The organism is Candidatus Saccharimonadales bacterium, assembly GCA_035697325.1.
Lineage (GTDB): Bacteria > Patescibacteriota > Saccharimonadia > Saccharimonadales > Saccharimonadaceae > JALRBM01.
In genome coordinates this window covers 68,919-81,414 of the sequence record DASSDB010000004.1, presented here as the reverse complement: position 1 = coordinate 81,414, position 12,496 = coordinate 68,919, and the positions used below count along the sequence as shown (strand labels likewise).

The following is a 12,496-nucleotide window of genomic DNA, read 5'->3' as shown; positions in this document are numbered from 1 at the left end:
GAATTCGCTTGACAGTATGAGCGCATTTCGTGATGATAGAAATAACCATAAGCGTGAGGAGCAAGTGAGCCATGCAAAACGAAGAAATGCCACCAATGGATACAGGACAAGAATCTGTTTCGCAGCCTCCTAAAAAACGTCGTAGGCGCTTTGTTGTATTCGTGGTCGTCTTTGTACTTATGTTGGCGATCGGGGCCGGACTAGTAACATGGTACCAAATTACAAGAACCCCGAAACCTAAACCAACAGTAAAAGTAGGCGTTCTTATGGCGTTTACAGGTGGCTCAAGCAGTATGGGATATGGGACAATGAAAGGAATCCAACTAGCAAAGAAGCATTTGGGTGCTAACACCGTTGATATTATCCAGGCAGATTCGCAGTGCGACCCTAACGTCGCCCGGGAAGCGGTAAAAAAATTAATTGACCAAAGCGTTGCGGCAATTATTGGTGATGGTTGCTCAAGCGCGTCGGTGGCGGTTTTGCCCACCGCAAACAATACAAAAACACCTATGGTAAGTCCTTCTGCTTCGTCGACAACACTGAGTATTCCGAACGATTATTTTTTCAGAGTAGTGCCGCCCGATAGCTACCAAGCGACGTTTATGGCTGAGGCCATTCATAATAAAGGTATCCAAAAAGTTGCTGTTTTTTATACAAACGAGCCGTACGGTTCTAATATGAACAAAGCATTTCAGGAAAAGTTCGAGTCACTAGGTGGTAAAGTTGTAGCAACGGCGTATGCAGAACCCGACGACATTGCCCTATCGGCGCAGATACAGAAGTTAAAAGATTCGAATCCCGAAGGGATGTTTATTGCGCCGAATTCGGTAGTTTCGGCTACCGCGGCAATCCAGATAGCTCGTCAGGTAGGAATAAAAGTTCCGCTGTTCGGTGCCGATATCTTTTATGATCAAACGGTAATAAGTAATGCTCCAACGGCATCTGCCGGTCTTACCATTACCTCGTTCCCTACCGGCTCAACGACATTCAAGCAAATGCTTCAAAGTGAGTATAAGGTAGTTGAGCAGTTGTATGCCGCACCCCAAGCTTATGATGCGTTTGAGGCTATTTATCGGGCGATTCAACAGGGTGCGACAACCGGAGAGCAAATTAAGAATACTCTACCTCAAATATCCTTTAATGGCATGTCGGCGGATATAAAATTTGATGAAAATGGTGAAGAGAAAGGCGATGGATACGATTATGACGTACTTCAGGTGCAAAATGGTACGTTTGTGAAACTCGATAAAATGTAGCTTATGAATATCCGCCCTAAGTTTATTATGCTCTTTCTTGCGATCGGTTTGCTGCCGGTAGTGGTTGTGGGTGTAATTGCTTATAGTGCGATGAGCGCCGCGCTTCGTAATTCAACGGTCGACCAATTATCCAGCACTGCTGTGAAGCAGGAGCAGCGTATTACAAACCTCCTTCAGACCAAGCAGGAAGAGGTAGTGAAATTTGCAAACCGGTATGATTTGCAGTTGACGCTTCGTAGCTACGTGGCACAGCCAAATAAGGCAAACCGCGATGCTCTTGCTGCGATCCTTCAATCAAAGAAGACAGAGGCATCTTCGATCGAGTCGCTACAACTGACGGATACCTCAGGAAACATAATCGCGTCGTCTGCGGGAACCCAAGTTGCTATCCAGGCCCCCGAAACAAATGATGGTATTGCGGTACGAAAAGACCCACAAGATGGTTTTACAAAACTCTATATTACCACGGGAGTGAGTATTAATCGCCAGCGCGCTGCCACGGTCATGGCAGTATTTCGTACTGATGATTTTACGGCAGTCGTCCAAGATTACACTGGGCTTGGAAATACGGGCGAAACAGTCGTGGCATCAAAAGATGGGATTTCGCTTTTTCCTCTGAGGTTTGATACAGATGCGGCGGTAAAGACGAATGTGAGCAGTTTAGATATGTTTAATGATCAAAATACCTCGTACCGTGAGTTGCTTGACTATAGAAATGAGTCGGTTATCGTAGTTTCACACAAGCTTGAAACGGCCGATTGGGCAGTTGCAACAAAAATCGATACAAGCGAAGCGTACGCATCTATAATTACGCTTCGTAATGGCTTAGCAGCAATTCTCACCGCTGTAATAGTAGTGATTATCATCGTAACGCTGTTTTTCACGCGCCTTCTTACGCGCCCTATCATCCAATTGAGCGAAGCATCAAAAAGAATCGGCCGAGGTGATTTTATGACACGAGTACCTGTGACGCGTCGCGATGAAATCGGAGCCCTGGCAAATAGTATCAATACAATGGAGCAAAACCTCAATGAAATGGTTGGGAGTATAGAATCTCAGCGTCAACGTCTTCAGGTAATTCTCGATAGCACGACAGAAGGTATCTTTGCAATCGATGATCGAGGGAAGATCATCATTGCTAACTCGGCCGCCACGCGACTCACTCAGATGAAACCGGAAATACTCGTGGGCCAAAGTATGCACGATCTCTTTACGTGGCGCCAAAACCAACAGTCTTTTTTGGTAGACTATGATGTAGGTGAGGTAAAAGTATACCGTAACCTCCAGTATACCGACAAAAAAGGCATCGAACGCTACGTAAAGCTTATCGTCGCGCCGGTGAGTGATAAAGTAAAAAGAGGCAGCACGCGTGCAATCGTTACTATTCATGATGAAACATCGAGCCACGAACTTGAAAACATGAAGACGGATTTTGTCTCGATGGCGGCGCATGAGCTTCGCACACCGCTGACTGCCGTGAGGGGCTATCTTGAAGTTGCATTATATAAAAATGAACATGATGCACACGAAGATGTGATCCCGTTTGTACGCCAGGCGCTTAAAAATGTCGATGTACTAGGAGGCTTGATCAATAATTTGCTTGATGTCACTAGGATTGAAAAAGGAACATTACTTCTCACTATGGAGAAGGTTGATCTTGCCGCGGATGTTGTTCAGGCGGTAGAAGCCCTTCAGTTTACGGCTGCTGATAAGCAGTTGACGCTCCGCTACGATGGCCCAAAGAAGGGATGCTTTGTTGTGGCGGACCAGCTTGCTCTTCATGAAGTGACTACCAATCTATTATCCAATGCCGTGAAGTATACGCGTGAAAAAGGTACTATTGTCGTTACGCTCACTCAAGCTGACAATGTATATGAAGTTGCCGTGAAAGACACAGGTATCGGTATTCCGGAGACGGCTCTTTCGCATCTATTTCGCAAGTTTTATCGTGTTCATGGCGGCCTGGCAACAAGTAGCAGCGGAACGGGCTTGGGGCTTTATATCGCAAAATCCATACTAAAGCGTCATAATGGGACTATTCGGGTAGAGTCGAAAGAAGGCGTTGGATCAACTTTCACTTTTGCGCTTCCCATATTTACCCAGCAGCTGTTAGATGAAATGCATCCGCAATCCGATGAAGAACCGGGAGTAAACATAAGGAGAAAACGTGGCTGGCTTACAAAAAATATTACTCGTTGAGGACAATGTCGAACTAAGAACTATCTACGAACAGTTTTTGCGGCATAGGGGTTATTTTATTACGTCTGCGGTTGACGGAGAAGATGCGCTCAAAAAAGCCAAGGAGCTCAAACCCGACCTTATATTTCTTGATATTATGATGCCGCACCTCGATGGATTTCGTGTTTTGAAATTGCTGCGCCACGACGAGCAATACGGATGTACGAGGACAAAAATTGTGCTTCTTACAAACCTAGGTGATTCAAGTCGAGTTGACGCTGAAGTAAAAAAAGATATGGATGGGTACGTCATCAAGGCAGAAATCAACTTGGGTGATCTTGTAGAGATAATCAAATCATTCGAAGAGTCTGCGAAGAATTAGACAAAAATAGCCCCTACAGCGAAGGGCTATTTTAAAGGCACAAAAGACTATACTTTCTTTACTTGGAGCGCATCAAGCTCGACAGGAGTGTCGCGGCCAAACATGCTGACCATGACTTTGATCTTACCTTTTTGGTTGTCGATTTCGCTGATTGCACCGTCAAATCCTTTGAACGGCCCATCGGTGATTGATACCACTTCACCGATTGAAAAGTCGATATGATGTTTTGGATCATCAACGCCCATGCGTTTTTTGATCTTAGAAATTTCATTATCTGAAACTGGTGTCGGTTCGGTACCGCTTCCAACAAACCCAGTAACACCTGGAGTATTACGTACGATGTACCATGTCTCGTCTGTCAATTTCATTTCTACGAGTACATAACCCTGGAAGATCTTTTTGTCGGCAACTTTACGTTTACCGTTTTTGATTTCGATCTGTTTTTCCTTAGGAACCATTACATCGAAGATTTTGTCCGCCATATCAACTGCGTTGATGCGCTGGCGGATGCTCTCCGCTACCTTTTCTTCGTAGCCGCTGTATGTGTGTACCGCGTACCATTGCCTACTTGAGTCGTATCGATTTGCCATAGTTCCTTTATCCTAAAATTAATTGAAATACGTATTTAAATAATGCATCGAGAAGAAGGATTAGCACAACAAAAAATGCTGTAAATCCAAGAAGTGCGGCTGTCATGCTCCATGTTGCTTGCCGATTAGGCCAGCGAACCTGCTTAAGTTCTTGCCATGCTCCTTTGAAATAGCCCCCGATCGCAATGATCGGATTAACACCCTTCTCTCTCTTTTTTTCTACAGGCGCAACCGCAGGTGCGGCTACTACTGCCTCTTCAATTTTTTTGGTTTTTTTCTTGCCGTCGTCTTTCGCGCTCACGCGTACAACAGTCGCTTCATTCTTTTTTGCTGCTTTGCCTTTTGCCACGTTTTCGCTCCCAAATTAAAAGTCTGCCGTAGCAGACTGTCAAGTAGTATTGTACCTTGCTATTCTTCTGAGGTCAAGCATGGTACCATAAAATGAATGGAAATAGCATGCTATGGAATTTTATTTGCAAGTAGTGCTGTGCTGGTTTTAATTTTTGTATTGCTCCGCATATCGCTTCAACGGCTTCGTATCCGACGTTCGGATATGGTTTCATCAGATATTCCAACCATCTCGCTGTGTATCCCCGCGCGAAATGAAAAGCACGCTCTGTCTGAATGTCTTGAACGCGTACTAGCGAGCGACTATCCCAAGCTCGAAGTTCTTGTGCTTGACGATAACTCTCAGGACGATACTTCTATCATTATAAAATCGTTCGCTCATGCGGGGGTCCGCTTCATACCAGGTAAACCGTTGCCTAGAGGGTGGCTGGGGCGTAACTATGCATTGGATACGCTTGCGCGAGAAGCTAGCGGGACACACGTTGTTTTTATGGATGTCGATACGCATATTACGCCGCGTACGATAAGTCAATTAGTCGGGTATGGCCAGAGCGAGAAAAAAGACATGATTTCTGTTATTCCAAGGCGCTACGATACGTATCGAGCCAATGTGCTTTTTGGTACGCTACGTTACTTCTGGCAATGCATTTTTGGGCAGATAGGCCGGGTAACGGCATCGGGTTCTCTTTGGATGATCAAACGGAACCTATTGCTTGGTTTGCTGGATCGTATAAGCGAATTTAAGCGTAGCGTTGAACCCGAAAGTGCACTAGCAAGATCAGGAATAACGTACAATTGTATCATCTCTGATGAAGTCCTTGGTGTGGGATATGAAAAAAGATGGAAATCACAGCTCAAAACAAGCCAAAGGCTGCTCTATCCATTATTTGGAAAGAATATCCTAGGATTTATAGGAGGTTTTTTACTCTTCTTGCTTTTAAGTGCGCCGATACTGTTTGTTGTGGCCGGGGTGTTTGGGTGGAATGATATTCATACAATCGGTGCAGTTATCCTTTTAGGGTATGGGACTGTGTATGCTTTTTATCTTAAAGCTGTTTGGGTAAAGCGGTGGTGGCTCGGCATAGTACTATGGCCTTATGTATCTCTTCAGGAATTTATACTATTTATTGCAAGTGCCTGGGGGTATGGTTTCAAAAATATTACCTGGAAAGACCGCTCCATTTATACAGGTATGGAGGAAACAAAGGCCTAGCGTTTGTCGGATGATTCTACAGGAAGTACGAAGCTGAAGTTTGAACCGTGATTCAAGCGGCTATGAAAGTCAATTTTTGTGCCGAGTTTTTTTGCTAATTTCGCAGCGACATATAAGCCTAAGCCTGTGCCGCTTGTCTCGCGGGTACGGTAATCTTCTGACCGGTAAAACTTGTTAAAGATCTTTCCCTGGTCGCTTTTACTGATGCCGATGCCCGTGTCTTTAACCTCAAAGGTAAGGTGATCATCTTTGCGTGCTACGCGAAATGTAATACTTCCTTCTTTCGTATATTTAAGCGCGTTCGTAATGAAATTTTGGAGAAGCTCCTTAAGATATAAGGAACTAGCACTGACGTGTCCTAAATGCGAATCAAGATCCAAATTGAAATGCAGTTTTTTTGCCTCGGCCTGAGGGGCGTATTCTTTATAAAGATCATCAACGAGAGCTCGTACAGTGATCGTCTCAGGAGTGTCGGCGACACCTCTTTCTGCTCGCGAAAGAGTGCTAAGGTCATTCACCATCTTTGCCAGGTACACAACTTGTTCGTGGGCAGCGTCAAGACTATCTTTTAGTACAGTTTCACCGATATCGGGTCGTCCAAGCATGATCTGAAGATTACTGAGCGTTCCTTCCATGATGGTGATTGGCGTGCGAAGCTCGTGGCTTACGACACTAATAAATTCATCGCGCTCCTCTTCAAGGCTTTTGGTTTTAGTAATATCACGCAGAATAAGAATATAGCCGTCCTGATTTTGGCTTGATGTCGTCTTTGACATGGAGTAACTACTTCGAATCGGTGAATACGTCAGCTCTATACGCAGTACATCGCCTTCAAGGTCGAGTGTGACATCATCGCGAATAGCAACGCCTCGGTTTGCCTTGAGGTCCTTCATGATGTCAACTGTAGCGCCACTTTTATCTTGAAGAGTTAGTATCTCTTTGATGTGCTTACCATTCAGATCGGCGTTGGTATCAAGCAAATTAAGACATGCGGCATTATAAACACGTACGACTCCATCTTTGTCGATGCTTAAAATCGCATCGGCCAAGTTATTGACAAGCGTTAGGATGCGATCGCGCTGTAGTGCCTCTCTGGCCTGACTTCGGCTTGAGTTAATCTCTTGGACCCTTCCAAGCGCTACGGCAGTAAGCCCAAGCGCTACGACTCCCGCCGCGATAACTGTATTTGTGGCAAACACTCCTGGACTAAAGTGGAGTGTGCTATCAAGAAGGCTCGTAAGAATAAGAAGTGCAATACTAAACCACAGTCCTCGTTTTGAAAAATAGATATAAGACACAAGAAAAAGGACCGTCCATAGTGGTGTCAATGAAGTGCTGAAGCTCGATATAAAGAGAAGGGTGAGCATCACGAGCACGTGGTTTACCGCCAAATAAAGCCACGCGCCTCGTTTGTATTTGATCGGAAAAATAAATTGAACGATCCCGGCGATCACCCAGGGAATCATAATGCCGAGCACGGCAAAATCGGTTGTTGGGTAACGGAAAGAATCGATCTTAGAAAAGTGGATAATACATGTATATGTTGTTAATAGGGGTGGAATAATAAGTGACGTGAACCGAATGATACGCGCGGTGCGTGGATCAATTTTAACTTTTCCCCTAAACATGCTTATGGTTATTATACAAATAATCGCATAGCTTTGAAAGCACGATTGCTATATAGAGGGAGTTTCGGATTTGAGGAGTCGCCGATGACTTTTGTAGTTTGGGTCACCTGCTTCAACAAGGCGCCAAAAGCTTTCAGAGTGATTCATTTCAATCGTATGGCTCAACTCGTGGATTAATACATAGTCAATAAGTTCAAACGGGAGCTTCATAAGTGCGATGTTTAGGCTGATCGTACCATTGGAGCTACAGCTTCCCCATCGCCCACTTGCGTGAGAAAACCGTACTTTTTTGTAGTGAAATCCGTGAGTATCGGCTAGGAACGCAAGCCGTTTAGGAAGATAACTTTTTGCCTCGAGTCGCATAGCCTGCTGGACGACACTTCGTATCTCTTTTGTTATTGTGCTTTCATTAAGCTGCTTTCCCTCGGGAAGATGCACGATAATCTGCTGACCATGCCTCGCTACCAAAAACCGTCCGGTTGTTGCACGCACGAGTAGCGAGTGGCTTTTGCCGATTTGCATCCCATCTGTAAAAACTACTTCTTTTTGGTGATCTTCAAGGAGTTGCCGAAGTTCGTGGCGAGAGTTTTTGATAAGCCGTTTTACCAGAAAAAGAGGTGCGTAAAGAGGTAGCGAAGCCCGAAGACCACCATCTGGCGCTACCCTTAAGCGTACATTGGTAGCTTTGGCGCTTCTCCTAACGGGAATGGTGCCAAATTCTTCGTCGATAATACGCGACGTCACGGTCAATACTCCTTTTAAGCACCTCTAGCGAACAACGATACGTCCTGCTCCTCGATCAGGGCGTATGGGTGCCTTTTGGTGTCCGGAGATTTCGGTCCGTGGAGCGGACAGGCGCTTTAGTACTACCTTGGCCTGAGTTGCATAAGTATGCTTGCCGCTTACTACTAATGGTTTTTCAATAGTGTTCGGAGGTGTGAAGTGTTTGAGGGCTTTAGTATATTCTTCACTTGATGAATGCTTATGTGTTTGCATAAAGCGCGCTTTTGCCGTTGCCTCATCGGTTTGAACCCAAACATATAAAATGCTGTATCCTGCTTGGCGGGCTTTTTTGGCCAATTCGCTTCGTTCCGTGCGGCTTTCCGCTGCACCATCGTAAATAATAGATTGATTGGTTTTTAGCAGTTCATCAAGTTGCAATTCCATAACGGCCTTTATGTCTCCTTGAACGAAATCGGCTAGCTTTTCTTGGCTTACTCGTGGAGCACCAAATGTCGAAGCAAACTTTTCGGCAAAAAAACTCTTACCGCACCCTGGAATTCCTACCGTGACGATCAAATGCGGTTTAGCAAGACTCAAGTGTTTCATAAGGAATAGTATAGCAAGTTTGTGCCGTAAGGTGCAAAGCTACAATAAATATTACATCACAAACAAATTGACCAGTGGAAAAAACAATGATACGATAACATTAAATCAACGGTGTAGAGATTACGGGAGGATCTATGCGCAAATTTTATCTTAGCCTGGCGGGACTGGCGATTGTACTGGGTGCGGTTTTATTGCTCAATGTTTTTAATGGACAGTCGAATGCGGCACTGCCACGAGATTGTGACAGTAATGCGATCATTCACTGCGGGGCGGGTGACGTAAATGAGCTGACGCAAAAAGTAAACGAAAATAAAACTGGTGACTTATCAACCATTTATGGTGCATACGGTATTACTAGCTCAATGTTTGCAAGCGCGAAAATGGGCGAGGTTCGAAAAGACGGAACCGTTGTGGTAGATGGCCAAGTCGTTGCAACCGATGCAATGAGTATCGGTCGTCAAAAGCTGGCCGGAAGCACTGCTAAAACTATTGGTGGTAAAACATACTATAATTCACCACCGAGCACTTCTTTTAGGAGTAATTCTATCGTCGCATTCGTGTTCTTTGATGCAAATGGCGTCTTTAAAAGTGCGATCATTACCTCCTGTGGTAATCCGGTTGAAGGAAAGCCGAAACCAAAACCAGCTTATAAGTGTGATAGCCTGACACCGGCCGCGGTTACGCGTACCAAATACAACTTTACTGCGAGTGCGAGCGCAAGTGGTGGGGCTACCGTGACTAACTATACCTTCGACTTTGGTGATGGTAAGACGGCAACCGGCGGAAACGTTGCTTCGCACGAATATGCTAAAGCTGGTGCCTACACTATTAAAGTAACAGCAAATATTTCAGTAAATGGCACAAACAAGCCCGCAACTGGCACGCAATGCCAAACGACGATTACTATAGCTGCTCCTGCTTATGCCTGTGATGCACTTACGATTCGCTCGATTGACCTTTCTGCCCGTCACTATGCGTATGATCTTAGTTATACGGCTAAAAATGGTGCCGCGCTTCAGTCTGTCGACTACGACTTTGGTGATGGCAAGACTCAAAATGGTGTCAGCGCAGAGGACGCAAAGACCGTGGAACATACTTACGAAAAGGCTGGTAGCTACAAAACAACTGCTACACTTCATTTTTCTGTCGATGGCGCGGTAAAAGATGTTAAATGTGAGGTTTCTATCACTACCAACCCTGATATGTGTCCACTCAACCCGACATTGCCTAAGGATGACGCGCGTTGCACACCCTGTCCTGTGCCTGGCAAAGAGCAATATCCAAAAGATAGTCCTCTCTGCGTGGCGCCAACCGTTCCAGAACTCCCTAAGACAGGTCCGATGGATCTCCTCTTTGGAGGACTCGGCATCAGCTCGATTGTTGCGGCCGGCTATTACTGGTTCGCGAGTCGTCGCGGTCTCCTTCAGGCACTTCTTAACCGCTAGTCCGTATTCACGGTGAACGTTTTACGCTATACTAGCACGGTATGAATTCACTGCTTTCCCGTCACTCCCCGTTCCGTATATTCTTTGTTTCCGCGCTCATTACATTTGCCTCACTAGTTCTTGTGTGGAGCTATCTGGGCTTCAGTGCCATGCTCGTTGCACTGATGTTAATGGTGATCGAAATTACCTTCAGCTTCGATAACGCCATTATCAATGCACGCGTGCTTGCCACAATGACACCATTTTGGCAGAAGATGTTTATTACCGTCGGCATCCTCATTGCTGTATTTGGAATGAGAATAGTATTTCCTATACTTATCGTTATGTTTTCGGCTGGGTTGCCGTGGAATGAGGTGATTAATCTCGCATTTCATGATCCTGAGTTATATGCCAAAGCTCTCCATGGAGCGCATCCTAGTATCGCCTCGTTTGGTGGCATGTTCCTTCTCATGCTTTCGCTTCATTTCTTCTTTGATACATCACGCACTGTTCGGTGGCTGGGACCAATCGAGCGGCCACTTCAGATTATTGGGCGCAAATGGCTTCATGCCGTCGTATGTTTTTTTGTGCTAGTCGTGCTTATGGTGTTGCCATTCAATCATCACCCACAAGAAACACTCTTTGCTGGCCTAGCCGGAATTATTACGTACGCGTTTATCCATGGCGCATCGGAAATATTTACAAAACAGCGCGAAAATGCCCTTAAGAAAGCAGACGGCGGCAAGCTCTCTCGAAGACATCTTGCGCTTGCCGGTTTGTCATCTTTTATATATCTTGAAATTCTTGACGCAAGTTTTAGTTTTGACGGTGTGATTGGTGCGTTTGCTATTACTCAAGATGTCATTTTGATCGCAATTGGGCTCGGTGTAGGCGCGCTATGGGTACGATCGCTCACTCTTTACCTTGTGCATCATAAAGTTTTAGAAGTATATCGTTATTTAGAGCACGGTGCGCACTATGTTATCGGCATTCTCTCTATCACGCTCCTTGTCGGACTTTTTTACGAAATTCCCGAAGCCGTAGCTGGACTTATCGGCATCGTAGTGATCAGTCTTTCTATAGCGAGTTCAGTCGCATATAAGAAACTCGAAGAGTCGAGTTGATATACTAGGAAGACTATTCTATGAGGTTTGTGGCCTGTAATTTATGTATGAATCGGTGAAGGCCCGGATCGAACATGCCAATAGGCGCCCCGAGTACTTCATCGATACCCCACCACCTTACATCCGCGAATTTTCAGGTTCGATAGTGAGAGGCGTGGATTCGTCGGCCATTAGGGCATACCACAACGACACGTCTGTATGCCGGCCCTGTCCATTCGTCTCCGTCACAGTGATAAATTGAGGTTTTTTATGAAGAAAAACTGCTGGAATGCCCAATTCTTCGTCGCACTCGCGCCTAACCGTTTCGACAGGATCTTCATCAGGATCCACATGCCCTCCGGCAGGTATCCATAGTTGTGCGAGCAGATGGTCTTGCAATAAAATCTTGTGATTATTAGTGTCAAATATCGCAAAGTAACTCACGAAGTGTTTTGGCGGTACATCAGGCTTTTGAATACGATACAGGGGTGCCCCGCTCTTTATCCACTCAAGTACGTTTTCTTTATGGTTTATCTCTATGCCATCAAACGGGAGGAGCTCATCAACAAGTTGGTATGTCACATCACGCATATTATTTGCTCGTTCATGCTATCTAGCATATAAGGATACAGTGCGTCTGTCTATTATGGATGTGACTAACACGACGTTATTGAGCTTGGCGTTTCACTATGGAGGAAACTCTCCTTTAAAAAGTTTTTTGTGCAAGGAACTTATAGAGTATGTCGTTTGCACTTCTCATGCTATAATATCTTTCGAGTACAGGGGCATAGTACAACGGTTAGTATAGCGGTCTCCAAAACCGTAGATTGAGGTTCGATTCCTCATGCCCCTGCCACGAAAATAACCAAACGTTTGTTTGGTTATTTTATGATTAAGAGATGGGTGTATCGGGTCACGATCGCGACAGCTTTTAGCTGACGCAAGATCGTGGTTCGGTGTTGCGTCATGAAATTCTGAAAAAAGTTTACTTTCGTTAGAATGAACAGGCGAAAGAGGCTAGCTGATTCCACGTGCCCTCTACCAA

At 45.2% G+C, this 12,496-nt stretch carries 12 protein-coding genes and 1 tRNA gene; 7 read left to right on the top strand and 6 right to left on the bottom strand.

The genetic code is table 11. From position 1 onward, the window contains the following. Nucleotides 1-71 precede the first annotated feature (71 nt). From VFH06_04250 to VFH06_04240, 3 genes are read left to right on the top strand one after another with little or no spacing between them, the layout of a single operon-like run. Entirely contained in the window at nucleotides 72-1,256 is a 1,185-nt protein-coding gene (locus tag VFH06_04250) for a penicillin-binding protein activator (protein HET6747289.1), read from the top strand. Nucleotides 1,257-1,259: 3 nt separating this feature from the next. After that, nucleotides 1,260-3,455 carry an ATP-binding protein gene (locus VFH06_04245; protein ID HET6747288.1) on the top strand — a complete coding sequence of 732 codons (2,196 nt, stop codon included), beginning with the start codon at nucleotides 1,260-1,262 and terminating at the stop codon, nucleotides 3,453-3,455. Then, nucleotides 3,424-3,816, top strand: a complete 393-nt coding sequence (locus VFH06_04240) for a response regulator (protein ID HET6747287.1) — start codon at nucleotides 3,424-3,426, stop codon at nucleotides 3,814-3,816. The genes VFH06_04245 and VFH06_04240 overlap by 32 nt, the downstream gene beginning before the upstream one ends. A 47-nt stretch (nucleotides 3,817-3,863) precedes the next feature. Here VFH06_04240 and nusG read toward each other — a convergent pair whose 3' ends face one another. Further along, nucleotides 3,864-4,406, bottom strand: coding sequence for a transcription termination/antitermination protein NusG (nusG, locus tag VFH06_04235; GenBank protein ID HET6747286.1), 543 nt, complete (start codon nucleotides 4,404-4,406; stop codon nucleotides 3,864-3,866). A 7-nt stretch (nucleotides 4,407-4,413) separates the two neighbouring features. Then, a complete protein-coding gene (gene secE / locus VFH06_04230) occupies nucleotides 4,414-4,755 on the bottom strand; it encodes a preprotein translocase subunit SecE (protein HET6747285.1) in 342 nt (113 codons plus the stop codon). Nucleotides 4,756-4,851: 96 nt separating this feature from the next. On the opposite strand from secE, the gene VFH06_04225 reads away from it, so the two are divergent. Then, the gene (locus tag VFH06_04225; protein ID HET6747284.1) at nucleotides 4,852-5,967 is read left to right on the top strand and encodes a glycosyltransferase family 2 protein; all 1,116 of its coding nucleotides are present in this window, start codon (nucleotides 4,852-4,854) and stop codon (nucleotides 5,965-5,967) included. Here the strand turns inward: VFH06_04225 and VFH06_04220 are convergent. Genes VFH06_04220 through VFH06_04210 form a run of 3 tightly spaced genes read right to left on the bottom strand, consistent with a single transcriptional unit; the run spans nucleotide 5,964 to nucleotide 8,924 of the window. Continuing rightward, the gene (locus tag VFH06_04220; protein ID HET6747283.1) at nucleotides 5,964-7,595 is read right to left on the bottom strand and encodes an ATP-binding protein; all 1,632 of its coding nucleotides are present in this window, start codon (nucleotides 7,593-7,595) and stop codon (nucleotides 5,964-5,966) included. The two genes, VFH06_04225 and VFH06_04220, sit on opposite strands and share 4 nt — an antisense overlap. Before the next feature lie 48 nt (nucleotides 7,596-7,643). Then, nucleotides 7,644-8,339: a SprT family zinc-dependent metalloprotease gene (locus tag VFH06_04215; GenBank protein ID HET6747282.1), complete on the bottom strand. Its 696-nt coding sequence runs from the start codon at nucleotides 8,337-8,339 to the stop codon at nucleotides 7,644-7,646. A 24-nt stretch (nucleotides 8,340-8,363) separates the two neighbouring features. After that, on the bottom strand, nucleotides 8,364-8,924 hold the full coding sequence (locus VFH06_04210) for an AAA family ATPase (protein HET6747281.1): 561 nt from the start codon (nucleotides 8,922-8,924) through the stop codon (nucleotides 8,364-8,366). A 134-nt stretch (nucleotides 8,925-9,058) separates the two neighbouring features. On the opposite strand from VFH06_04210, the gene VFH06_04205 reads away from it, so the two are divergent. Both VFH06_04205 and VFH06_04200 read left to right on the top strand, forming a co-directional pair. Beyond that, a complete protein-coding gene (locus VFH06_04205) occupies nucleotides 9,059-10,369 on the top strand; it encodes a PKD domain-containing protein (protein HET6747280.1) in 1,311 nt (436 codons plus the stop codon). Between the two features lie 41 nt (nucleotides 10,370-10,410). Next, the gene (locus VFH06_04200) at nucleotides 10,411-11,472 is read left to right on the top strand and encodes a DUF475 domain-containing protein (GenBank protein HET6747279.1); all 1,062 of its coding nucleotides are present in this window, start codon (nucleotides 10,411-10,413) and stop codon (nucleotides 11,470-11,472) included. Between the two features lie 117 nt (nucleotides 11,473-11,589). On the opposite strand, the gene VFH06_04195 is transcribed toward VFH06_04200, so the two are convergent. Beyond that, nucleotides 11,590-12,042, bottom strand: coding sequence for an NUDIX domain-containing protein (locus VFH06_04195; protein ID HET6747278.1), 453 nt, complete (start codon nucleotides 12,040-12,042; stop codon nucleotides 11,590-11,592). A 190-nt stretch (nucleotides 12,043-12,232) separates the two neighbouring features. On the opposite strand from VFH06_04195, the gene VFH06_04190 reads away from it, so the two are divergent. Beyond that, nucleotides 12,233-12,307, top strand: a tRNA-Trp gene (locus VFH06_04190). The last annotated feature ends 189 nt before the right edge of the window (nucleotides 12,308-12,496 follow it).